The 21,277-nt window shown below is 67.9% G+C and carries 20 protein-coding genes and 3 pseudogenes; 13 read left to right on the top strand and 10 right to left on the bottom strand.

Annotation, left to right across the window (positions count from 1 at the left end; all coding sequences use genetic code 11):
* Positions 1–10 precede the first annotated feature (10 nt).
* The 4 genes and pseudogenes from ACZ53K_RS30840 to ACZ53K_RS30825 all read right to left on the bottom strand — a co-directional run bounded on the left by ACZ53K_RS30840 (position 11) and on the right by ACZ53K_RS30825 (position 2,248).
* On the bottom strand, positions 11–928 hold the full coding sequence (locus tag ACZ53K_RS30840) for an acyl-ACP desaturase (protein ID WP_468842932.1): 918 nt from the start codon (positions 926–928) through the stop codon (positions 11–13).
* On the bottom strand, positions 925–1,164 hold the full coding sequence (locus tag ACZ53K_RS30835; protein ID WP_468842929.1) for an acyl carrier protein: 240 nt from the start codon (positions 1,162–1,164) through the stop codon (positions 925–927). Before ACZ53K_RS30835 ends, ACZ53K_RS30840 begins: the two co-directional genes overlap by 4 nt.
* 64 nt (positions 1,165–1,228) lie before the next feature.
* A pseudogene (locus tag ACZ53K_RS30830) lies at positions 1,229–1,717 on the bottom strand (transposase); the annotation flags it as partial.
* Between the two features lie 165 nt (positions 1,718–1,882).
* Positions 1,883–2,248, bottom strand: a complete 366-nt coding sequence (locus ACZ53K_RS30825) for a hypothetical protein (protein WP_468842926.1) — start codon at positions 2,246–2,248, stop codon at positions 1,883–1,885.
* Between the two features lie 542 nt (positions 2,249–2,790).
* On the opposite strand from ACZ53K_RS30825, the gene ACZ53K_RS30820 reads away from it, so the two are divergent.
* The 7 genes from ACZ53K_RS30820 to ACZ53K_RS30790 all read left to right on the top strand — a co-directional run bounded on the left by ACZ53K_RS30820 (position 2,791) and on the right by ACZ53K_RS30790 (position 9,580).
* Entirely contained in the window at positions 2,791–3,372 is a 582-nt protein-coding gene (locus ACZ53K_RS30820; protein WP_468842923.1) for an ATP-binding cassette domain-containing protein, read from the top strand.
* A 237-nt stretch (positions 3,373–3,609) separates the two neighbouring features.
* Complete coding sequence (locus tag ACZ53K_RS30815; protein WP_468842920.1) at positions 3,610–4,122, top strand: transposase; 513 nt, start codon at positions 3,610–3,612, stop codon at positions 4,120–4,122.
* Entirely contained in the window at positions 4,119–4,673 is a 555-nt protein-coding gene (locus ACZ53K_RS30810; RefSeq protein ID WP_468842917.1) for a transposase, read from the top strand. Before ACZ53K_RS30815 ends, ACZ53K_RS30810 begins: the two co-directional genes overlap by 4 nt.
* Positions 4,674–5,169: 496 nt before the next feature.
* A complete protein-coding gene (locus ACZ53K_RS30805; protein WP_468842914.1) occupies positions 5,170–7,068 on the top strand; it encodes a twitch domain-containing radical SAM protein in 1,899 nt (632 codons plus the stop codon).
* Positions 7,069–7,113: 45 nt separating this feature from the next.
* Positions 7,114–7,686, top strand: coding sequence for a hypothetical protein (locus ACZ53K_RS30800; RefSeq protein ID WP_468842911.1), 573 nt, complete (start codon positions 7,114–7,116; stop codon positions 7,684–7,686).
* A 6-nt stretch (positions 7,687–7,692) separates the two neighbouring features.
* Positions 7,693–8,595 (top strand): hypothetical protein, encoded by a 903-nt coding sequence (locus tag ACZ53K_RS30795; RefSeq protein WP_468842909.1) that lies wholly within the window; start codon positions 7,693–7,695, stop codon positions 8,593–8,595.
* 70 nt (positions 8,596–8,665) lie between these two features.
* The gene (locus ACZ53K_RS30790) at positions 8,666–9,580 is read left to right on the top strand and encodes a DUF6734 family protein (RefSeq protein ID WP_468842907.1); all 915 of its coding nucleotides are present in this window, start codon (positions 8,666–8,668) and stop codon (positions 9,578–9,580) included.
* A gap of 100 nt (positions 9,581–9,680) precedes the next feature.
* Here the strand turns inward: ACZ53K_RS30790 and ACZ53K_RS30785 are convergent.
* A pseudogene (locus tag ACZ53K_RS30785) lies at positions 9,681–10,165 on the bottom strand (ATP-binding protein); the annotation flags it as partial.
* 25 nt (positions 10,166–10,190) lie between these two features.
* Complete coding sequence (locus ACZ53K_RS30780; protein ID WP_468842904.1) at positions 10,191–11,762, bottom strand: NACHT domain-containing protein; 1,572 nt, start codon at positions 11,760–11,762, stop codon at positions 10,191–10,193.
* 730 nt (positions 11,763–12,492) lie between these two features.
* Between ACZ53K_RS30780 and ACZ53K_RS30775 the strand changes: the two genes are divergently transcribed.
* Both ACZ53K_RS30775 and ACZ53K_RS30770 read left to right on the top strand, forming a co-directional pair.
* Entirely contained in the window at positions 12,493–12,843 is a 351-nt protein-coding gene (locus tag ACZ53K_RS30775; RefSeq protein WP_468842902.1) for a hypothetical protein, read from the top strand.
* Between the two features lie 1,051 nt (positions 12,844–13,894).
* Entirely contained in the window at positions 13,895–14,752 is an 858-nt protein-coding gene (locus ACZ53K_RS30770; RefSeq protein WP_468842900.1) for an alpha/beta fold hydrolase, read from the top strand.
* A 384-nt stretch (positions 14,753–15,136) separates the two neighbouring features.
* Here the strand turns inward: ACZ53K_RS30770 and ACZ53K_RS30765 are convergent.
* Positions 15,137–15,259, bottom strand: a pseudogene (locus tag ACZ53K_RS30765) (HipA family kinase); the annotation flags it as partial.
* A gap of 422 nt (positions 15,260–15,681) precedes the next feature.
* Between ACZ53K_RS30765 and ACZ53K_RS30760 the strand changes: the two are divergent.
* The 4 genes from ACZ53K_RS30760 (at position 15,682) to ACZ53K_RS30745 (ending at position 18,803) form a co-directional block, all read left to right on the top strand.
* Positions 15,682–16,473: a GNAT family N-acetyltransferase gene (locus ACZ53K_RS30760; RefSeq protein WP_468842898.1), complete on the top strand. Its 792-nt coding sequence runs from the start codon at positions 15,682–15,684 to the stop codon at positions 16,471–16,473.
* Positions 16,470–16,694 carry a translation initiation factor IF-1 gene (gene infA, locus ACZ53K_RS30755; RefSeq protein WP_468842896.1) on the top strand — a complete coding sequence of 75 codons (225 nt, stop codon included), beginning with the start codon at positions 16,470–16,472 and terminating at the stop codon, positions 16,692–16,694. The genes ACZ53K_RS30760 and infA overlap by 4 nt, the downstream gene beginning before the upstream one ends.
* A 425-nt stretch (positions 16,695–17,119) precedes the next feature.
* On the top strand, positions 17,120–18,094 hold the full coding sequence (locus ACZ53K_RS30750; RefSeq protein ID WP_468842893.1) for an LPXTG cell wall anchor domain-containing protein: 975 nt from the start codon (positions 17,120–17,122) through the stop codon (positions 18,092–18,094).
* 118 nt (positions 18,095–18,212) lie between these two features.
* Complete coding sequence (locus ACZ53K_RS30745; RefSeq protein WP_468842890.1) at positions 18,213–18,803, top strand: hypothetical protein; 591 nt, start codon at positions 18,213–18,215, stop codon at positions 18,801–18,803.
* A 255-nt stretch (positions 18,804–19,058) separates the two neighbouring features.
* Here ACZ53K_RS30745 and ACZ53K_RS30740 read toward each other — a convergent pair whose 3' ends face one another.
* The 3 genes from ACZ53K_RS30740 to ACZ53K_RS30730 all read right to left on the bottom strand — a co-directional run bounded on the left by ACZ53K_RS30740 (position 19,059) and on the right by ACZ53K_RS30730 (position 21,203).
* Complete coding sequence (locus ACZ53K_RS30740) at positions 19,059–20,237, bottom strand: acyltransferase family protein (RefSeq protein ID WP_468842887.1); 1,179 nt, start codon at positions 20,235–20,237, stop codon at positions 19,059–19,061.
* A 136-nt stretch (positions 20,238–20,373) separates the two neighbouring features.
* Complete coding sequence (locus ACZ53K_RS30735; RefSeq protein ID WP_468842885.1) at positions 20,374–20,646, bottom strand: hypothetical protein; 273 nt, start codon at positions 20,644–20,646, stop codon at positions 20,374–20,376.
* Positions 20,647–20,693: 47 nt separating this feature from the next.
* Positions 20,694–21,203: a hypothetical protein gene (locus tag ACZ53K_RS30730; RefSeq protein WP_468842882.1), complete on the bottom strand. Its 510-nt coding sequence runs from the start codon at positions 21,201–21,203 to the stop codon at positions 20,694–20,696.
* Positions 21,204–21,277: the final 74 nt, after the last annotated feature.

Below are 21,277 nucleotides of genomic sequence, written 5' to 3'. Positions count from 1 at the left end.
CCGCCTTACGTCACCGCGGCGGGAGATCACGCGCGGCTACCAGTTCCAGATGGCGCACATAGCGCGCGATGCGTTCCTGGGCCTGGTGCCCTTCGGGACGCAGCCCGCCGATGTCCAATAGCGCGAGCTTGCGCACGAAGGGCGCCACCACCGCTTCATAGTGGATGCGCGCGCCGTAGACGCCCCCGGCGACGATGTCACGCGTCATCGCGGCGAAATCGGCCGAGACGTGTCCCGGAAGCCGGAAGCCGGGCAGCACGTCGGCGACAGCGGTGAGGACGGCATCGGGATCGCGTTCCAGCGCGGCCTGCAGCACGTTCCGGTAGAAGATCATGTGCAGGTTCTCGTCGGCGGCTATGCGACCCATCATGCGGTCGCAGACGGGATCACCGCTGGCCGAACCCGCGTTGCGGTGGGCCACCCGGGTCGCCCACTCCTGCAGCGTCGTGTAAGCGAGGGCCTGCAGGACCCCGTCTTGGTCGAAGCGGTACCCCGTGGTGAGCTGACGCATGCGAAAACGTTCGAGCGCCACCGGATCGACTTCCCGTGCGGTCAGCAGGTAGCCGCGCAGCGCGATGGAATGGCGGCCCTCCTCGGCGGTCCAGCGATGCACCCAGTCACTCCAGGGGGCACGCTCACCGAACGCCCGCAGGAGAATGTGGTAGTAGCTGGGCAGGTTGTCCTCGGTCAGCACGCCGAGGAGCAGCGACGCGCGGGCCGCCCTTGACAGGCGCGACTGCCCGGGGACCCACGGTTCGCCGTTCTGCGGACCATCGAAGTCGCGTCCGCGGCTCCAGGGGATGTACTGGTGGGGGAACCACTCCCTGGCCTCGCGCAGGTGGCGGTGCAAATTGTCCTCCACCACCGGCCCCAGGTCGGCCAGAACCCCGCGACCGCCGGTGGTGATGCCGGCGATCCTGCTGCTCATATCGGCACCCCCTGAGCGAGTTTGGCCAGGTCGCCCACAGTGCGCGCCATGAGCAGGTCCTCTTCGAACAGTTCTACGCCCGTCCGTTCCTCAACGAGCACGACGATCTGCAGCAGCCGCAGCGAGTCGCCGCACGGGAGCCCCAGCAGCAGATCGTCGTCGGCGATGTCGCCGGGCTCGACTCCGAGCACCTCCGCCACCGTAGCCCGCACCACGGCGGCTATGGAATCATCCATCCGTGCTCTCCAACCGATTGCCGATATATCGGACGTCCTTCGAGGTGTGACACCAGGGGCTGGCGTGAGCACCCGTCAGGACGGTGCGAATTGGCAGTCCCGCCACGCAACCGTTCGCCCACAGCGTCGTCACAGTGACCACCGCATTTTCGGTCTTGCCGTATCGGCCCAGCCACTGGCGGCCCATGTGCGCGGTCGCCGTCCCGTCCTTGGGATCCCCGAAGTCGTCGATCACCAGCACCCCGCCCGCATGCGGGGCCGTGCGGATCGCCTTGCAGCTGCTCCAGGCGGCGGGCATTGACCCGCTCATGCTCCCACGGAGATCCGGAAGGGAGAACTGCAGTCGCTGCACCGCCGGGTGCTGGGATCCGGCCACTGGTTCCGCCCCGGCCAAGCAAGTCAGCGTCGTGTTCCGCTCTTGCGGGACCAGCAGCCCGGTCACGTACTAGCGGAAGTCCTGCCGCTGGGCCAGCGATTCGAGCAGATCATCGAAGTCGACGGCGTAGCCCTCGAGCGGTCCCGGCGCCGGTGGACACGGACGACGAGCGGTCATGGCAATCACCCCTGTTCGTCCTTTTACTGCGACGACTGCCCGACGTCAACAAGCCGCCGACGATCGGATGTTCGACATCCCGTGAGTTCGCAGGTTTCACCGACCTGTCCGGACACACCTGCCACGCCTGACACGGTGCGGCCCTGCCCGGGCGGAGCGAGGAAGTCAGTCACGCGCCCGCCGAGGCCCGGCGAGACGAGAACGCTGACGCCGGAGCCGGCAGTTCTCGTCGAGCAGTCGCCAGTTCTCCTCCACCAGTACACGTTTCCTCTCCCGAAGTGCGCGTGCGTGCTCAAGGGCTGTCTCCAGCCGCTTCACGAGAGCCGATAACTGCGTTTCCACCGGCATGAAGGTTCCCCGACCCGGCCCCGTCATGGCGGCACCGACGGAACCCGCCTGCCGGGCGGCGAAGGTCAGGCGGTAGGCTGGGGCTTCTGCCGCCCGGTCCCGGATCTGCTGCCAGGCCGCCGCGGCACCCGGGCCCGATGTCACCAGCAGGGCCGCCAAGTCCAGTTCACCCGCGCTGTCCATCTCCCCAGCGTCCCGCCTGGGCACCGTACCGGTCAACGCGCTCGCACGTCCCACGAGCACCGACGCGGCCGGGCGGCGCGAGCGAACCAGCGCGGAATGCCCGGCCACCGCCCGGCCGAGACCGATTCTTCACCGGCACCGCCAGCGAGCCAACCGAAGGACGAAACGTCATACCGCACAGGCGGGCCGGCCGGACTCGGCGACAGGGCGGCGCAGGTGCGGCCCCGGCTGCGTACTCATCCCGTCGCAGGACAACACCGGGGCCTGGCCCGCACGCTCCATACCGGTGCAGGCCACAGCGGAGCCTAGTGCCCCGCAGAAGGCGACGGCACCACGGGCCCCACCGACACGCCAGCCCGGACACTGACCGCAGCCAGCTTAAAGATCCACGGAGACCGCGAGCCGGGTACCGAGGATATGGAACGCAACGGACGGTAGGGGGTGCTCCGGCACAATGACCCGCAGGTTCGTCGCCAGAGCGCGCCAGGAATCCGGGAACCTGTCGGTTTCCCTGCGGCGGCAAAGGCACCATCACCGCCGACATGGCCTTCGCCGACCCCATCACCACCACCTGCGAAACCTGCCAGGGCACCCGCTACAACGACCAGGTCCTCGCCCACACCCTGCACGGCCGCACCATCGTCGACATCCTGGGAATGACGGCCCAGCAGGCCGTGGACGTCTTCACCGCACCCGCCGAGAAGAAGATCCGCGGCCCCCTCGAAACCCTGATCGAGGTCGGCCTCGGTTACCTAGCCCTCGGCCAGCCCGTCTCCACCCTCTCCGGCGGCGAACTCCAGCGCCTCAAACTCGCCGGCCAGCTCGGCCGTACCAGCACCATCTACATCCTGGACGAACCCACTACCGGCCTGCACATAGCCGACATCGAAATCCTCCAGCGCCTGCTCGACCGGCTCGTCGACGACGGCAACACCGTCATCGTCATCGAACACAACCTCGACCTCATCAAACAAGCCGACTGGATCATCGACATGGGCCCAGAAGGAGGCCGCCACGGCGGCCAACTCCTCTTCACCGGCACCCCCAACCAACTGCTGCACCACCCCACCTCCCACACCGCCCAAGCACTCCGCAACGACCTCGCCCCCTCCCCCAGGAACTGAGAGACCGCCCCTGTCCCTGACTCATAGGCACCGCACCCAGTCAGGCGGAGCAGGGCGGATGGAACAGTGCTGACCGAACCGAACCAGACGTCGCGCATCAACGGAAGATGCAAGATCCCACTGCGCAAACCTGTCCCACGTCGGACGCAGCATTCCTTCATTCCCCCGCTAGAGGGTGTCTGAGAAGCCCCGTTCAGGGCAGGTGACTTGGTAGTTCCTGCACTTCGGGGAGGCGGGATGACCGGGCGACGGCGGGCGTATCCGACGGATCTTTCCGACGCCGAGTGGGTGGTGCTCGAGCCACTGCTTCCGCCGCCGAAGCCGGGCGGCCGCCCACCCAAGCACTCACGCCGCGAGTTGATCGACACGTTGGCTTACTGGGTGCGGGCCGGCTGCGCCTGGCGGCTGCTCCCGCACGACTTCCCGCCGTGGCAGACGGTCTACCACTACTGGCGGCAGTGGCGGATCGAGGGCCGTTGGGAGGAGATCCTCGACGTCCTGCGCGCTCGCGAACGCACTGGTCAAGGCCGGGAACCGACGCCGAGTGCGGGGGTGTTGGACAGCCAGAGCGTCAAGGCCACCGAGCGGGGTGGCTGGCACGGGTACGACGGCGGCAAGAAGGTCCTGGGCATTAGGGCGCTTCTGACGGATCTCCGCGGCATCGCGACTCCCCCAGCTACCGCTGGGAGGTGCCCCCAGGCACGCACCCTCGCCGCACGGCGCAAAGGGACAGGTGGCTCCGCCACATGACCCTTCACACCGCACTCCCCCTAGCTCTTCGAGCAGGGGGGACCCCCAAGCGCACGCACCGAACGCCGCTCCGTCCCCCACGGAGATCCATCAGAAACGCCCTAAGCGTCACCTCCTGGTCGACGCTCGGCCTTGTCCTGGCCGTCTGCGTCAGCCCGGCCAACGTGAGCGATCGCGACGGCGCGGCGGTGCTGCTGGCCCGGTGTGCCGGCAAGTTCCCCCGCCTCCGGCACCTGTGGGCCGACCAGGGCTATCGCGGCCGCGACTTCCTGGCCTGGGTTCAGGAGGAAACCGGGGTCACCATCCAGATCGTGCAGCGCAAAGACGGCGGCTTCCGTGGTACTTGGGCCAAGGCCGACGCCCCAGCACGAGTAGTGCCGATCTTCGCGGTAGTTCCCCGCCGCTGGGTGATCGAGCGGAGTTTCGCCTGGCTGGGCCGCTACCGCAGGCTGTCCAAGGACTACGAGTACTTGGCCGACAGCCAGGAGAGCGCCATCTACTTGGCCACGGTCATGCTCCTCCTGCACCGCACCGTCAGGGCCCATCCCTGAACGGAGCTTCTCAGGCACCCTCTAACCGGGCGAAGAGCTGAGCCGACCTGCCAGAAAACTCCACCAAAGCAGCGATATTGACCCTGGATGTGTGCCTGAGGTGTTGGTGAGACGCGTGCTGGATGCTGGAAGTGACCTTTCCGGCCAAGGCCGGTCAACTTATACCGCGCTAATCATCCAACCCGAAGCGAACTCCTGTTCCCGGCATTTCTGAGAATAGGTATCGAGCCATTCCGGACGTGAAAATTGTGCACTGAAGATCAGAGAGTGGAGCGAGAGGACTGCCGGGACAGTCATCTCCCGGGTCCCGCCCACGGGTGCGGTAGCGGGATCCGGTTTCCCTTGTGGCACGCGGTATGGCTGGTCTTCATCTGTAGACACTCATTCCCCATGGCGGAGTCTCAGATTCGTCCGAGAGAATGCCGCACGACGAGGCTGGTTCGGTTTCCCCGGCCCACCGCTGACGTACTTCATCTGCTACCCGCCGGGAGCCGCGATGAGTCAGAAGCCCGAGAACAGGACTCCGCTCTGCATCGCCCCCTTCGTCTCGCTGGCCATCTGGGCCGATGGCGAGTCGGTCATCTGCTGCGAGGACAAGGGGCCGGAGGCCGGTCGTCTGGGCTTGGTCGGCGACATGTCCGAGCTGGTCAACAGCGAGAAGATGCGTATCGCCCGCCGGCAGTTCCTGCGCGGTGAGGTGCCGGAGGGCTGCCGGGCATGTCTCGACGAGGCCACGCGCCAGCCGACCGTCCACAACTACTACCAGGAAAGATTCCACTGGCGGGATGTCGCAGATGCCTACGATGAGACGACCGGCGACGTCAGCCGGACGCAGTACCTGTTGATCGCCCTCAGTAATCTCTGCACCTACAGCTGCCGGATGTGCTTCGACAAGCTCAGCACACGGCTGAATTCGGACCGCCACCGAATACTGGGCGTGGAGCCGGTCGGATACCGGCGCAACGACATCGACAAGGTCATCAGCTTCATCCGGGCGAGCCCGATCCGTATCGTCACGTTCCACGGCGGCAACCCCATCAACGAGCCCCGTTTCCTGGACGTGCTGAACGAGCTGTCGAACGATGTGTCCGTGGAGATCATCTCGAACGGTTCCACGCTGACCTCAGGAAAGGTCGACATCCGTCCGCATCTCACGCGATTCCGGCACGTTCACTTCAACATCAGCCTGGACGGCACTCGGCGGACGACCGAATACGTGCGCATGCACAGCGACTTCGACGACGTGTTCCACCACTTCACCGAGATCAAGTCCCTTCCCAACACGACCGTCAACCTGCACAACACCATCACCAACCTCAACCTGTTCGACCTGCCCTCCTACTACACGATGGTCCTGTCAGGGGAGTTCGCCGACGCCGACTCGATTTCCAGCTACATCGCCACGGTGCCCGCCGTCCACCGGATCACCACGCTCCCGCCCGAGCTGCGGCGGCTGGCGCGCGACCGCATCGAGGGTTTCCTGCGGGTACTGGGTGACGCGGGTGGGACGACGCCGACGAACGCGTTCGACTTCAAGGCGAACAACGCGCGGGCGTACGCGCGAAACGTCCTCCACCGGATCGACTCGGTTCCCTATTCCCCGCGCCTCTTCGCCGAGTTCCTGGATCTGACTCGGAGGACCGACGCGTTCTACGGCGTCGATCCACTGCCGGAGTACAGCGATTACCTCACGCCCGGCACGTCCGGCACGTCCGGCTCATCGGGGCCGCTCCGGCCGGAACCCCCACTCTCATCCGCTGCCCAGCCTGCCGCTCCCGATGTGGTGGCGGCGAAGGGAGTCGTCGTGCCGCACAATGCCCCCGAGCCCGCCGAAGGCACCCAAACCCTCGCGGGCCCCTGCCCCTATGTCGGACAGCGCAGCTTCCGGGTGTCCGAGTGCATTTTCGGTTGGAACGCCGCGTACTTCCAGAACTGCACGGCTGTCACGGTCCGGATCCAGCTCAACCCCGACGCGGGGATCACGCCCGCCACGATGGCGACCCTGCGTACGACGTGGGAGACCGGCATCGAGAACAAGTGGAGCAACCACTTCGTCTGCGCCGGGCCCTACGGCACCTCCGTCATCACCGTTGACGTCCAGTGGGTGACCTCCAGCCCCCACCACGTCGTCCGGGTGCGCCAAGGCCCTGCCCAGACCGACATGACGACGTGGGACACGTCCGACAGCGGCGACGTCGCCGCACACGAGTTCGGCCACATGCTCGGAAATCCGGATGAATACGCCGATACCCGCTGCCCGAACCGCAACCCCGTCAACACGGGAACGGTCATGGACAACAACACCGGAGCGGCGCTGCAGCGCCACGTCGCCCGGATCTGTGTCTCGGCGCCGCTCGCGGCCGAGGTCTTCTCGATCGGCCTGGATCTCATCTAGGCCCGACCGCTTCACGACGAGGACGAGGACGAGGACGAGGACGACATGAGGGTAACCATCGAATCCTTTACGCGGCCCGACGTCGAGCGCATGAAGGCCGCGGTCGCACGGCTGGCCGACGGGCCGGAGGGCGATCAAGAGGGCGCTGCCGCCGACGACGTGACGATCGACCTGTACATCTCCGGCGGCTGCCCGGGACAGCGGGTCGACTTCCGGGCCTCGGTCCCCTCCAGGGGCGAGGCCGAGGTGACCCATGTGGACGAGCTTCGGGACGTCGACGAACGGTTCTCACAGGCGGTTCGCCCCGAGGAACTGACAGCCCTCGCACGGCACTTGGACGTCGAGTCACTGATGGAGCTCCCCTCGAACGCGGACGAGGGGTACGTGCCGGACTCGCTCGTCGGTTCGGTCGCCATCACGTCGGCGAACGCCCGGATCACGTTTTGGTTTCCTCTCGAGGACGAAGATCCCCCGGAGGGCGAAGAGGTGGCAATGAGGATCGACCGAGGGCAGGTCCCGTTCGTGCTGCGCGCCTCGATGGCTCCCCCGGGCGTCCGTCCGGCCTTTGCCCAGTTGGCAGCGGTCGTCAACCGGCTCACCGGCCGACCGCAGCTCTGACGCCGGATGAAGGCCATCCACGTCAACTCCACCGTGCCATCCGTGCCGTACCTGGGGCGGGTGAAGGGACCCGACGGCTACGCGGTGGAGGACTTCGAACTCCTCACGACCATCCTCTCGGCGGCCGCATGGCGCCGCTTCAACGGCCCGGTCAAGCTGTACACCGACCGTGTCGGGGAGGCGTACTACCGGCGCCTCGGGATGACGGAGCTGTGGGAGGGCGGCATCGACACGGACGTGCTGGAGTCGCTGCCCGCCTCCATCAACCACGACGTGTTCTGGACCGCCGGCCGCGTCGCGGCCCTCCGGGCGGAGGCGGCACCCTTCGTCTCACTGGACACGGACCTCGTCGTCTGGGGAGCGATCGACGGCCTGATCACCTCGGAGTTCATGGCGCTGCACAAGGAGCCCCTGCACCACGGTGTGTACAGACCCCGGTGCGAGCTGAGCACGCCCACCGGTTACGTCTGGGAGGAGTGGGACTGGGATGCGCTCCCGTGCAACGCCTCACTGACGTACTTCGCGGCTGACCGGCTCACCGAAATGTTCCATGCCAGGGCGATGGAGTTCATCCTGGGGAACCCGATCCGGCAAGAGGCCGAGAGCCGTCTGCCGGTCCACGACGTGTTCGTGGCCCAGCGGCTGCTGCCGATGTGCGCGCTGAGACTGGGGGTGCAACCGGCGTACTTCCTCGACTGGCCCAGGCCCGAGCGCAACAGCGAGACGATGGCCAGCGGCGAAAGGAACCAACTGGTCACCCACGTCTGGGCCTTCAAGGATGCGCTCAAGAGCGACCCGGACTGCCGGGAGTCGTTCTGCCGACGGTGCGTGGCCCGGATCCGCCTCGACTACCCCGAACTCGTGGGAATGCTGCATCACATGCCCAGCATCCGGCGGTACCTGTCGTGAGACAACCGCCGCCTGCGAGCCAAGGCAGTGCGCGGGACCGTCAGCCGGGGCGCCGCGGGAAGGGGCGACTGTGAAGGCGATCCACGTCGTTTCCACCCGGCCCACCACGAATTACTACGTCTCACGAGCCGGAGGCTCCCCCTACCGGCAGGAAGACTTCGAGGTCCTCACGACAGTCCTGTCGGCCCTCGAGTGGCGCCGGCACAACGGAGTGATCCGGCTCTACACGGATCCTCCGGGCCAGGAGTTCTACGACCGGCTCGGACTCCTGGACCTCTGGGACGGCGGGGTCGATGCCCGACTCCTGGAGTCGGCGTCTCAAACGATCAACTGCGGCGTCTTCTGGTCCTTCGGGAAGATCGTGGCCTTGCGGCAGGAGGAAGCGCCGTGCTGTGTCATGGACATCGACCTCATCGTCTGGGACGGCATCCGGCAGCTTGTCACCGCGGAAGTGATGAGCTTGCACGAGGAGTCACTCGGCTTCGCCGCCTACGTCGGCCGGGACCGCCTCGTCGCACCACCCGGATTCGACTGGAGCGGCCTTGACTGGTCGGTCGCTCCTTGCAGCGCCGCGCTGCTTCTCTTCACCAAAGACGCATTCAAGGATGAATACGCCGCCCGAGCGCAATCGTTCATGGAGGGCAACCCGGTCCAGTCGGAGCCCGACGGGTCGGTGCCCACACACCCGATCTTCGCGGAACAGCGGCTGCTGCCTATGTGCGCAAAGGCGAGCGGCGTGCGCATCGGTTCATTCCTACGTGACTACACGGGGGCCGAGCTGTGGTCCGGACAGAAGAACAAGACATTCACCCACCTGTGGAACGCGAAGTCCCTCCTGCACAACAACCCCAGGAAGAGGAGGGAGCTCTGCGCAAGGTACGCCCACAGAGTGCGACGGGACTACCCGGAAGTCGCCGAGGTACTCGCGAGCTCCGAGCTCCTGCGGGAACACTTTCGAACGGCGGACGGCCTGCCGCACGCATAACCACCTGGCCTGCGCACTCAAGAAACCGGAGCCCCTCCCCTCCCCGATGTACAGGAACTCTTAAGTCACCTGCCCTGAAAGGGGCTTCTCAGACACCCTCTAGTTGCTTGTCGTCGGCGGCTTCGACGAGCTCGTTTGCCAGCGCGGCAGCGGTGGTGTAGCGGACGCGGTAGCCGGCCATGGCAGCCGCAGTGCCCAGCGCGATCAGCAGGTGCGACTTGCCGGTCCCGGAGTCTCCCATCAGACACAGCGGGTAACCCTTAGCGATCCACTCGCAGTTCGCCAGACCGTGGATGACTGCCGGGTCGACGTTGGGATTGGCGGCGTAGTCGAACTCGCGCAGGGACTTTTCGCGGGGAAGCGGGCGGCCCGGATGCGTGGTTCGGCCCGCCGCCGGTCGCGGTCCTCGCACTCGGCCATCAACAGCTCGGCGAGGAACCCGGCGTAGGAGAGCCCTTCGCGTTCGGCGCGGGCGATCGTGTCGGCGGCCTGGGCCCGCATGGTGGGAAGCCGCAGCATCCGGCAGGCGGTGTCGATCGCGGCGTCTGAAGCCTGTGCGGTGAGCGCGTGATGAACGGCGGTCATGACGGAGATTCCTTCCAGCGGAGGCTCAGCAGCTCATCCCACTGCTCCAGGCGGGGCAACGGACGGCGGTCATCGGGCAGGGGGCGAGCCAAGCGGCGTGGAGTGAGGTGGCTGACCTGCGGCAGCTGCGGATCCGGTTCGGGCAGGGAGGGAGATTGCGCGGTGACGGTGGGAGCACGGCCGGCCGCCTGGGCGGCCTTTCGGGCCTCCAGCGCGACGGCGTCCTCGCTGCAGGTGCCCAGCCTGACGGCAGCACGAAGCCCTGCGAGCAGGTCGGCGTGTTCTTGGTGACGGTGCAGCAGCAGGTCCACCGCGCTGCTGGCCTCCAGGTGGTGGGCGAGGAAGGCCAGCGTGGCCTCGGCCCTCGCCGCCGGCCAGCGCTCCGGTCGCGGCCCGGGCGAGGGCGGTAGGCGGCGGGTACGAAGCCGGTGTACAGGTGCGCCCGCAGGGATGTCGGAGTGGGGAAGCGGGCGGTATCAAGAAGTTCGGCCGGATCCGGCAGGCTGACACCGCGTTCGCCGGGGCGGGGGTTGTAGATCGTCCGGGCCAGGAACAAGAGCAGCGGGGTACGCAAGACATCGACGGCCGCGGAGGCAAGCACGGGCTGCCAGCGGGCGGCGGAGGCGGTGCTCTCGCCCCCGGCGTCCCGGCGAAGGTAGGCGGCGACGTCGTCCAGGCCGAGAGGAGGCAGCTCGATGGCCGCGGCGCCGGCCAGGCGAACCGGCACACCTGCGGCAGGAGCGAGCATGGCGGCGTACTCGGCGAGGCGGCTGGAGAGGACGAGTGGCCGCCCTGGTGGCAGGGCATAGTTGATGGCCTCCAGGGCGACGGGACGCTGGCGGGCCGGAAGCTCGTCAAAGCCGTCCAGCAGGGGCAGGATCAGGCGCTGGTCGAGCAGGGCGCGGGCGCGGGTGAGCGGCGGACCCTGCCGGACGGGGGCGGCCAGCCCGGGATAGTCGGTGACCAGACGCTCAGCCAGCCAGTCGTCCAGCTCCTGGCGGGAAGGATCCCATGAGGCGAGCGGGAAGACGACGGGAACCGGACCGCCCGGCGCGCGTCGTTCGACCAGGCCGAGCACGAGGCGTACCAGAAGCATCGTCTTGCCCGCGCCGGGCTCGCCGAGCACGGCCAAACGGCCCCCGGGTACGCGGTTGAAGACGTGGACGATGTCGCTGCCGGCCCCGGCCAGTGCCTGCGGGCTGTCGGCCCAGGGATCGGAGAGGGCGTCACGACCGGTAGGGGAGTCGGCCGCCATGCGCATGAGCAGGGGCCATTCTTCGGCGAGTCCGGCCTCGGCCGGACGCCAGGAGACCGGAAGGGCGTAGGGATCGTACAGCCGTCGCACACGGGCCTCGGCCTCCCACTGGCGACGGACGGCGAGCGCAAACTCGTCCGCGGTTTCGCTGAGCGAGGCAGCGGTGGCGCGTTCGCGGCGGTTCGCGCGGTAGCTCAGCCAGGAAACGGCCAAGGAGGCGATGCCGACCACCACACCGGTAAGTACGGAGCTGACGTTGAGGGCATGTTCCAGCCGCTGAACGCCTTGGCGGTCGGCGGCGGCCCAGGCAATCACCCGTGCGATCCACAGCAGACAGATCACGGCGACCGCGCCCGTCAGAACACGTTTCCAACGTGCTCCGGCAGGGATCCGGCTCTCCCCCGTCCGCATGTCCGCCAGGATGCCTCAAGATCGCACGCCACGGCAGGGGTGTGTTGCGCACGAAGCGACCGCCCACCTGGCGTACGCCGGTCGCCGTGACTCGGGCCGGCTCCTTACACGGTCTTCGTCTCCCAGAGCAGGGCGAGAACGCCCAGCACAGCGTGCAGTCGGCATCGCCCGCATACCGGAACCACCAGAGACAACCAGTCGCGGCTGTCTTGAATTCGAGGAAGGCGCAGCGACCGAGGTCAGCATCGCATCGGTGTGCCGCTCCACCGCTTCCAGGACGGCCAGGTCCTCACGGCAGGACGCAGCGCGGCCTTCTCATGGACGGCGCGAGCGTGTGGCGGTGCTCGTCATACGCCGTCTTCCTGGTGCTCACCGGGTCGGTGGGTACCGTGCGGCCGCCGGGAGGGTGCCGGCCGGGACCACCCGCCGACTGGTGATCTTGGCCGAGGCTCGCCGCCCATGACCGGACGAAACGTCTGGGCTCCCGCGCCCGCCAGTCCCCTGGCCTTGCCGTTGTGGGCGTGCACCGCTCAATGGCCGCGAATCGCACTGCGCGTTCACCGGCACTTGCCGGCCGTTTGCACCCGGACCGGTTACTAACGTCTGTCCGGCCTGTCACTCTCGTACCACACGGATGGTCCATACACGAAAGGGATCCGAGATGCAGTCGATCACCCGGTTAGCGTCCCGTGCCACCGTCCTGGCGACCGCCTTGGGAGCCGCCGTCGCTCTCTCCAGCGGCCCCGCCACTGCCTCGCCCAGCCTTAAGGGCTGGTCCCCGCAGTGCGACTGGGGCAAAGCCTGCATCCGCCTCGCGTCGGACGCAGGACGGTGGTGGAACCTGAACAGCTGTGGCTACAACCCCATCAACGACCGCTACTCCTGGGCCAAGGCCCACGGCAACGCCTTCACCGTCACCTACGTCAACGGCACGTGGGACCGGGTCGAGGCGTGGACCGAGCGGCCGCTGGACGGCAACAACACGGTCATCAGGGTGGACGTGCACTGCTGAAGCCGAAGAACGGACGATCTCACTTCTGCAGGGTCCGCTTCCCGCCCCGTGACCCGGAGCAGCCCCGAGCTCCGCTGGCCGCGACCGTACCGGGCGGGAAGCCCTGCGCCGCCTGGTTGAAGGAGCCGGCCACCCACGGCACAGCAGCTTGACGGCCACGCCCCGGCCTGCGGATGCTTCGGGGGGCTGCGGTCCTTCGTGCGCGTCGCGAAGGACCGTTTCTGTACGGGCCTACGCCCGTGACGGGGCCCAGTGAGGCACGGCAGGGCGGCACCGGCTTCGCGATCGGTACCTGTCGGCCTCCGGAGCAGTTCCGACCTGTCGGAGGCGGTCCCGCAGTCCAGAAGCCCGCGCTGTGCGGCTGGCCTCGTTCCTGGCCGCATACCGCGACTGCCCGGCGAAGCTGCCCCGGTTCAACCAGGGCCAGCCCGGCGGTCTGGCCAGGGCACGACCGCTCCGTACCGCAGGCTGGGTGTCTGCTGCCTGCGTCGACGACCTGGGCGCAGCGGCCCAGTGGGCTGTGACGGCAGGCCGGGGAGGGCTTGACCTGCCAAGGCGGATTCAACTGGCCGGCCCGCCTCGCACGGGTGCCGCTGGCCTCACCGTGTGCCGGGCCCTCGCGGGGGAGGCCGGCGACCGCCGCTGGGGCATGCTCCAGCTGCCGAAACGATGTACGGGGCGCTGGCAGCCTGAGTTCACAGAGGCTTGCCCGGCATTCCCTGTTCTGTTCAGCGCAGCATTTGCGGGCCTCGCAGGTATTTCGGGTGCCGACCGGTCGGGGCTGCTTCAGCACCCCTTCTCGATCTTGAGGAGGTTCTTGTAGTGGTTGACGGTGTACCAGGTGGCGTGGGTGTTCACGTTTGCGCAGGGTGCCCCGCTCATTTTCGTTGCAGTGCTTCCAGGCGGTGCCGGCCTTGTACGACTTCCTCTAAGAAGAGGCTCGTGCACAGCGTGCCTCTTACGCCCCGCCACACATAGCCAGGCATAGCGCTGGTGCATCAACGCTTACTCTCAAGGGAGTTGATGTTCCTCACCTCCGGGAGGTTGACCTATGGCTGCCGTGCACGTGACCGTGTGGGATGACCGCGAACAGGCCGGAGGGGGCCGGGCCCCGACAGCTTCGAGGGCTCCGGTGGCCCCGGCGGCCGCTGCTGCCCCCGCCCTCTTCATCCACAACATCTTCACCTGGGGCAGCGACTCCACCTACGGGTTCGCCGCTCAGCGGACCCTCGCGGACAGCCGGCAACTCCTCCTGATGGATCGCCGGGGTTACGGCGACAGCCCGGACACCGCGCGCAGCGACTTCGACATCGACACCGAGGACGCCGTGGAGGTTCTGGGCGATGGAGCCCGCGCGGTGGGGCCCGGCGGCGCCCACCTCGTGGGACACGGGAACGGCGCCGTCGCCGCGCTCCTCGCCGCCGCACGCCGGCCCGGCCTCGTTCGCTCCCTCGCCCTCATCCAGCCCTCCGCCTTCACCGCCGCCGCGCACCATCCGGTCGTCGCCGGCCTCCTCGACCGGGTGCGCGACGGCGCCCCGGGCATCCCGGACGGCGTCACGCCGGAGCAGTATCTGCGGGCGTCCACCGAAGGGCTGGGAATGGCCATGCCCGAGCCCACGCCGCGCCGGCTCCGTGCCGTTGCCACCTCCATGAGGGAGCGCCCCATCTGGGAGGCGGAGATCCCACTGGACGTGATCCGGGGCGCCGCCCTGCCGATTCTGGTGATCTGCGGAACCTGGGAGCACGCGCCGGCCGCGTACCGCGAGCACGTAGGACTCCCCCTCATGGCCGTGGCCGAGTCCCTCACAGACTCCCTCGGGGGCCGCCTCCTGCGGGTGCCCGGGTACTACCCGCACACCCAGGAGCCCGCCACCGTCAACGCCGCTCTCCGGGAGCTCTGGGGCTGACCCAACTCCGCATCGGCTGCCGACCCCGCGCGAGACCACCGCATACGCGCCCCCCACCACCGGCCACCGGCCGAGCGGGACGTATGACCCAGCCCGCTGCCCGCCCACCACCCCTGCCACCGCCCGGCCGGACGCCGTCACGGACCACTTCTGGGCAGAACTCGACGGCCGCCACCCAGTCACCTAGCGTGTGCGCCGGCCCCTACCGGAAGGGCTGTGCCGTCGCGCTCTACCACCTGCGCGAGAGAGGAAGCCCCTGGGGAGAATCTGGGGAGTTTGGAGACCGCTGGGGAGAACCGGCTGCAAAACGGCATAGAGCTGAAAGGCGCTGAAAGCCCGTTCCGTGCAGGTCAGAGACGTAGGAGCCCGCATAACCGCAGGTCAGCCGGGTCCGGTAGACGACTTCATGACATACGTACCGAGATCGTCGGCCTCGACGATCCCCGGAAGCGACCCGCCCTCACGCAAGGGCGTGACGTAGCGGGTCGCGATGACTTCGGACAACATGCGGATCAGGCTACTTCCTGGGCTTCGTCGCAGGTCAGCGACGTGCGGGCAAGGGGGCACACCAATACCGATGCAACCATATCGATACGTTCGCATCGATTCAACTCCGGTCGCCACCCACCGTCGAGCCGACCCTGTAGAGCAGCCCCTCCAGAAGACCGCATTGATGACCCCATCAATGACCCCATCAATGACCGCATCGATGACCGCATCATGACCGCGTCACCGGCCCACGAAAAAGGGTTTGAGAGCGGCAACGCCCCGTCGCTACTCTCCTGCTGGGCCGTGAAGGCGTCGTAGGGAGGTGAGCCCCGTGAACACAGTCACCCATGGGTGCTCCCTCAATCCGCCACGGTCCGGCGGCTGACGTTCGGTGTCGCCGGGAGCGCCTGAGATCGAGGCACTCCCAGAAGGAGACTCCGATGAACACCAAGCCTTCCCCAACCGGCCTGAGCGAGAACGCGGTGATGATCACGCGCGTCGCGGACCGGCAATGGCATGCACTGGATGACGACCTGGTGGTCGGCCGCGGGTATGCGGAGCACCGGGCCGACGGACGCTTGTTCGTCAGCATCGACGCCTGGCGCGACGCCATGTTCGACCGGCTCGCCGAGGCGATGCTGGCGGAACTGCCCACGCCGCTCTATACGGTGGTCGACGAAGCCGACGTCGAGCTGACGGCCGGCTGGCTGCGGGCCGGTTTCACGACCCGGCGCCGCGAGTGGGAGTACGTCGTGCCGACCGACCCGCGGGTCACCCGGCTCGACGACGTCCTGCCGCCTTCGGGCGTGACGATCGTGCCCGCCGGTCAAGCGGACGAGGGCCTGCTACGGGCGGTGGACCGCGCGATCCGTGACGAGATCGAGGCCACCGTCGGCCGGCAGTCGATGCCCGCGGAGGTGATCCCCCTCCCCGAAGGCGACACCATCGTCGACCCGTCGAAGTACGCGGTGGCCGCGGCACCGGACCGCTACCTGGGCCTGATCCGGGTGGTGACGGTGAACCGGCCGCGCATCGGGCTGATCGCGGTCCGGGCCGGTGAGCAACGTCGCGGCATCGCGCGGGCACTGCTGGCCCACGCGCTGGGGACGCTGCACCGCTCCGGGTCCGCCAGGGCCTGGGCCGAAGTCCACGAGTCCAACCAGGCGGCCGCGGCGCTGTTCGAGGGCATCGGCGCCCGGCCGATGAGCAGCAACCTGGAGCTGGTGCGATGACGAAGAACAAGAACGTCATCGAAGTCGAGGGCAAGGTCGTCGAGTGCCTGCGCAGCGCCATGTTCACCGTGGAGCTCGAAAACGGCCACCAGGTGCTCGCGCACATCAGCGGGAAGATCCGCAAGAACTACATCAAGATCATGCTGGCAGACCGGGTGCTGGTGGAGCTTCCACCGTACGACCTGACGCGCGGCCGGATCGTGTTCCGGTACCGGAGCTAGCGGCGGTCGGCATCTTCTCCGGTAGCTGACCCTGGGGCCCCGGTCACGGCGTTTCCGTGACCGGGCTCCGATGACGGCTCCCACGGCCTTGGCAGCCGCAGCACGTGTCGGCAGGAATTGCGTAACGCATTACGTAGATCGCTCCCGAGAGGCGCGATGACGCCGCCCCCACACCTAGCCTCGACGACGCCATCCAAAAAACCTCCCTGCCTGACCACAGCCCGAACCGACATCTGCCCGAGGCGCCCTGGGGCCCGTCTTCACTCGTATCGGGTGGCGATGTCTGGTCATGCACGAGGCGCAGGTGTACGCAGGTGCGCATGTCCGCAGGCACATCCACGCACCCCTGCGCCATGCACGGCCCGAACAAGACGGACGTCAACCTGTGCCGCCCTAGGGAACTCGAGATACGAAAGGTCTGCTGGATGAAGATTCGCCGCGTACTGACGGCCGCCGCGGCGGCTGCCGTGATAGCGCCCGCCGCCGTACTGGCCGCGCCCGCCGCCGCATTCGCAACGGGACCGGTGTCCGAGGCCGGTTCCCGCACACCCGCCTCTCCCGGCTCCCCCACTGCCGGTGGCACGGCATCCCAGGGCCGCGACGGGGCCACCGGCGCGCCTGACGCCACCGGTGCAGGCAAGAACGCCGGTGATTCCGACAGTGCGGGTCAGTCCTGCGCGTTCGAGTCCGACCAGTTGAACGTGGCCGTCCGCGGGCTGCCGCATCAGCTGACCGCGGGCGGCGCCTGGACCCCCTTCTCCATGTCGCTCACCAACACCACCGGCAAGTCCCTGGAGGAGGTCCAGCCCTTCCTGCTCGTGTCCTCCGCCGAAGACGTCGACCGGCCGTACTGGGAGCTGGAGACCGAGTACCGCGACGCCAAGACGGGGCAGTGGAAGTCTTTCCATGACGCGACGCCCGAGGACCTGTTCGGTTTCTTCGCCGTCGGTCCGCGCAGCACCATCACGCTCCAACTCCGCACCCGCGCGGTCAAGGACGCCAAGCCCGGCGCCGGATACGCGCTCGCCGCAGGCGACTACCGCAACCGCGACGGTTCCTGTGGTTCGGCCAAGGAAGCCTGGTACGACTTCACCATCCTCCCGGCGGGCGCGAAGCCGTCCCAGCATCCGACCACCAAGCCGGGTGAGCAGGGCAAGCCGGGTGACGCGGTCGGGCACAGCCAGAGCGCCACGTCCGGCGGCGGTACGGGTGGTTCCTCTTCGGCCGGTGTCCTCAGCACGCAGGGTGGCGCCCGCCTCGCCGCGACCGGCTCCTCGACCGCGCTCCCGGCGATCGCTCTCGTCGGCGGAGCCGCGATGGTGGGCGGCGCCGGTGCGGTCATCGGCGTACGCCGCCGGAAGGGCACAGCTGGTCCGGCCGCCACGGACGCCACCGCGTAAGCCCAACCGTTTCCGCAAGCACCTGACCACCTGATACCCCAAGGACCCACGGCCTCGGAACACAATGACACCGGAAACAAGGGCGCCAAGGGTCCGAAGAACCGGGAAAGAGATCTCCATGAAACTGCGCCGCGCCCTGTCGGCCTCGGCCGCGACGGCCGCCCTGCTCCCCATGGCGGTGGCCGCCGCGCCCACCTCCCAGGCGGCCCCGGCCGCGGACCTCCCGAAGTGCTCCGACGTCGGGCAGCCCCACAACAACACCTTCGTGGGCCGCTCGTTCGGCATACCCAAGTCGATCACTCTCGGCACCCACTGGACGACCTACACCGCCACGCTCACCAACGCCTCGGCGAAGGAACTGAAGTCGTTCGAACTCAGCGCCAAGGTGCTCAGTTACGTCTACAACGAGGGCGAGCGCGACCTGAGCCCTTACAGCGACCTGCAGTACTGGGACACCACGCAGCGCGCCTGGAAGACGCTGCGCCAGGCCGATGGCAAAGCCCGTGGCCCCATCCCCGGCCCGAAGACGCTGAAGCCCCGCGAGTCCGTCCACGTGCAGCTGCGGTTCAGGGTGAACAAGAACCTGCCCATGGACCAGACGTACGACGCGTTCACCAGCCTCACCGGCACCTTCGTCGACAGCTACCAGGACACGGACTGCACGGCCGAGGGCGACGCCGGCGGCAGTTTCTCCCCTCGCGCGGGCTGAAACCAGCGAGGAGCGCTGTCGGCGGTACCACGTGGCGATGGACCGTTTGTAGCCCGACCGGGCACCCGTCCTCAGCCACGAACACCGGCACATCGGTCTCACCGGGTTCGAGCCGCCCCCGAGCAGCTCCCATTCCTCACGCTGGTCGACACATTGTCGATTCACCGCGGGGGCGACGCTTCCACCCATCTGTTCGACTTTCTCGACGAACGTGCTGGGCGCACCACCGTGGTGGTGCGCCCAGCACTCGAACGATCACACCGATTCGGTTCTGCCCGCGTGCGACAGGGCCAGGTCGTCCTGCGGCGGGTGGGGTGCGACCGGCGCCGGTGGTACGAGACTCCGCGCGCGCCGGCGACGAGGTCTGACGTGCTGGCGCACATCGTCGATGCCGCGCCGCATCGTGGTGCGGAGCCACTTCCCGACGGGCCGTTCGACGATGCGGTGGATGAGCCAAGCGGCCACCAGCATGAGTACGGTCACCGAAACCACCAGGACCGGGGCGGGGACCCGGTTGCGGAAGTGGTGGATGAGGGTCATGCCGATGTTCATGTGGATGAGATACAGCGGATACGTCAGCGTTCCCGCGATGGTCAGCCACTTCCACTGAATCCGGTCGAACAGGCCCACTGCGATGGCGCCGACGAGGGCGAAGCCGACGACGATGATGACGCGGGCGGGCCAGGAGGGCAGCGTGCTCGCGACGGCCTTGCCGAGGTTGGTGGCCAGGCGGTAATCGATGTAGCGCTGAGCGAGCAGGAGCTGGAGGATGACGATCGCCCACAGGACCGCGTTGGGCCGGTGGCGGCGCATCAGGTAGAAGGCGATACCGGCGATGAAGAACGGCGCGTACTGCGGCATGGCGAACGAGGTGAGCAAGGGCGTTTGCAGGGCCGGCGCGAGGGCCGCGGCGACTGTCCAGACGCCGCACAGGACCAGGCAGTTGCGGTAGGTGACGCCGAACAGCATGACCACGACCATGATCAGGTAGAACTTGAGCTCCACGAAGAGCGTCCAGTACACCGGGTCGATGTGGGGCGTGTTGTTGCCGCTCTGGAGCATGGTCAGGTTGGTGATCACATGGTCCCAGCCCCGCACGGACGCGACCTCCGGCCACGCCTTCACCACCACCACCGTGATCACGATGGCGGCCCAGTACGCGGGGAACAGGCGGGTGAGCCGGGAGACGGCGAAGTCACCCGCCGTACGGCCCCAAACGCTCATGCAGATGACGAAGCCGCTGATCAGGAAGAAGACCTCCACCCCGAGCCACCCGTACTGGGCTGCCGTGTGCGCGGTCGGGAAGATCGTCCCGGTGGCGTGGCCCCAGGGCCGGGCGAGGGCGACATAATGGTAGAAAACCACCATCAGCGCGGCCAATAGCCGCAGCCCGTCGAGTGCGGCAAGTCTGTGGCCCGAGCGGCGCTCGGTCATGGTGTCCCCCTAAGCGCTCTGGTCGGGAACGCTTTGGTCCGAAGGATGCACAGGCCGCGAGAGCCTGTGAGTGGATTGGTGTCGCTCGCATGTGCCGAGCAGGAGAAGGGGAACTTCCGTGCGGGGCCCGGCCACGTCACCGGCCCGGCAGACTTTCCGCGCCCGCCGGGGCCGCGCCCTGAGGGGCTGTCAGGCGAACTGGAGCATGGTCCGCCAGGTGGTGCCCCCCGAAGAGGCTGCCGGTGGCCGCGCCGATACCACCCTTGCCGTCCCCCTTGTAGAGGTGCAGGGTGCCGTCGCCCCAGATGGCCATGAGGTCCGGGCCGAGCGCGAGGCCACTGCCACGGGCCGGGAGCACGTCCGCCGAACCGGGCCCGGGTGTCCCAGCGCCGTGAACGGCGGCGGACACGCACAGAAGGTTTACGCCCCGGCAAGTCCCCGTCGTGCCGTCTTCGCCTACTTGCTCGTACGGATTTCGACCAGGGTGTACTCGCGGCGATCCGGATCAGTGGACTCTCCGACCGGCGTCCACTCGCCCTTGGGGACGTCGACCTGCTGCGACTTGCCCTTCGGCTCAGTGAGGGTGACGTCAGCGGTGTGCTCGGCCGATCCCTTGATGGTGTGGACCGAGGGGATTTCCAGGGAGAGGTAGCCGGAGGCCCCGGTGGTGCGGAAGCAGACCGTTTTGCCCTTCCGCGACTCCACCATCAGCAGCCCGGTGGCGGAGGAGCAGTCGGCGAGGGTGATGTGCCCGTCGCCCCGCTTGAGGATGATCCCCTTCTCCGCCTTGATCTTGTCGGCGTTCGGGTAGCTGAAGTCCTCTACCGCGTAACCGGGCTGACCGTCGGCCACCGATATCGGCGCATCGGTTCCGTTGGCGTAGGAGGAGGTCGAGGTGACGACGACCGCCGCGGCACAAGCCGCGACAGCCGCACCGGTGGCGATGATCCGCCGTGCGAGCTTCATACGAGATACCTCGTGGGGCAGGTGGGGCGATCGGTGCCGCGCGCCCGCCAAGGGCCGAGGCGGTGTTCGGCGTG

The organism is Streptomyces sp. NPDC033221, from assembly GCF_055577005.1.
The sequence above is the reverse complement of the archived record's forward strand: the minus strand, read 5'-3'. Positions and strand labels throughout refer to the sequence as shown.

Bases quoted from the DNA above. Each gene is read 5' to 3' on its own strand.
- ACZ53K_RS30840 (WP_468842932.1), bottom strand. From the start codon at position 928: ATGAGCAGCAGGATCGCCGGCATCACCACCGGCGGTCGCGGGGTTCTG.
- ACZ53K_RS30835 (WP_468842929.1), bottom strand. From the start codon at position 1,164: ATGGATGATTCCATAGCCGCCGTGGTGCGGGCTACGGTGGCGGAGGTG.
- ACZ53K_RS30825 (WP_468842926.1), bottom strand. From the start codon at position 2,248: ATGGACAGCGCGGGTGAACTGGACTTGGCGGCCCTGCTGGTGACATCG.
- ACZ53K_RS30820 (WP_468842923.1), top strand. From the start codon at position 2,791: ATGGCCTTCGCCGACCCCATCACCACCACCTGCGAAACCTGCCAGGGC.
- ACZ53K_RS30815 (WP_468842920.1), top strand. From the start codon at position 3,610: ATGACCGGGCGACGGCGGGCGTATCCGACGGATCTTTCCGACGCCGAG.
- ACZ53K_RS30810 (WP_468842917.1), top strand. From the start codon at position 4,119: ATGACCCTTCACACCGCACTCCCCCTAGCTCTTCGAGCAGGGGGGACC.
- ACZ53K_RS30805 (WP_468842914.1), top strand. From the start codon at position 5,170: ATGAGTCAGAAGCCCGAGAACAGGACTCCGCTCTGCATCGCCCCCTTC.
- ACZ53K_RS30800 (WP_468842911.1), top strand. From the start codon at position 7,114: ATGAGGGTAACCATCGAATCCTTTACGCGGCCCGACGTCGAGCGCATG.
- ACZ53K_RS30795 (WP_468842909.1), top strand. From the start codon at position 7,693: ATGAAGGCCATCCACGTCAACTCCACCGTGCCATCCGTGCCGTACCTG.
- ACZ53K_RS30775 (WP_468842902.1), top strand. From the start codon at position 12,493: ATGCAGTCGATCACCCGGTTAGCGTCCCGTGCCACCGTCCTGGCGACC.
- ACZ53K_RS30770 (WP_468842900.1), top strand. From the start codon at position 13,895: ATGGCTGCCGTGCACGTGACCGTGTGGGATGACCGCGAACAGGCCGGA.
- ACZ53K_RS30760 (WP_468842898.1), top strand. From the start codon at position 15,682: ATGAACACCAAGCCTTCCCCAACCGGCCTGAGCGAGAACGCGGTGATG.
- infA (WP_468842896.1), top strand. From the start codon at position 16,470: ATGACGAAGAACAAGAACGTCATCGAAGTCGAGGGCAAGGTCGTCGAG.
- ACZ53K_RS30750 (WP_468842893.1), top strand. From the start codon at position 17,120: ATGAAGATTCGCCGCGTACTGACGGCCGCCGCGGCGGCTGCCGTGATA.
- ACZ53K_RS30745 (WP_468842890.1), top strand. From the start codon at position 18,213: ATGAAACTGCGCCGCGCCCTGTCGGCCTCGGCCGCGACGGCCGCCCTG.
- ACZ53K_RS30740 (WP_468842887.1), bottom strand. From the start codon at position 20,237: ATGACCGAGCGCCGCTCGGGCCACAGACTTGCCGCACTCGACGGGCTG.
- ACZ53K_RS30730 (WP_468842882.1), bottom strand. From the start codon at position 21,203: ATGAAGCTCGCACGGCGGATCATCGCCACCGGTGCGGCTGTCGCGGCT.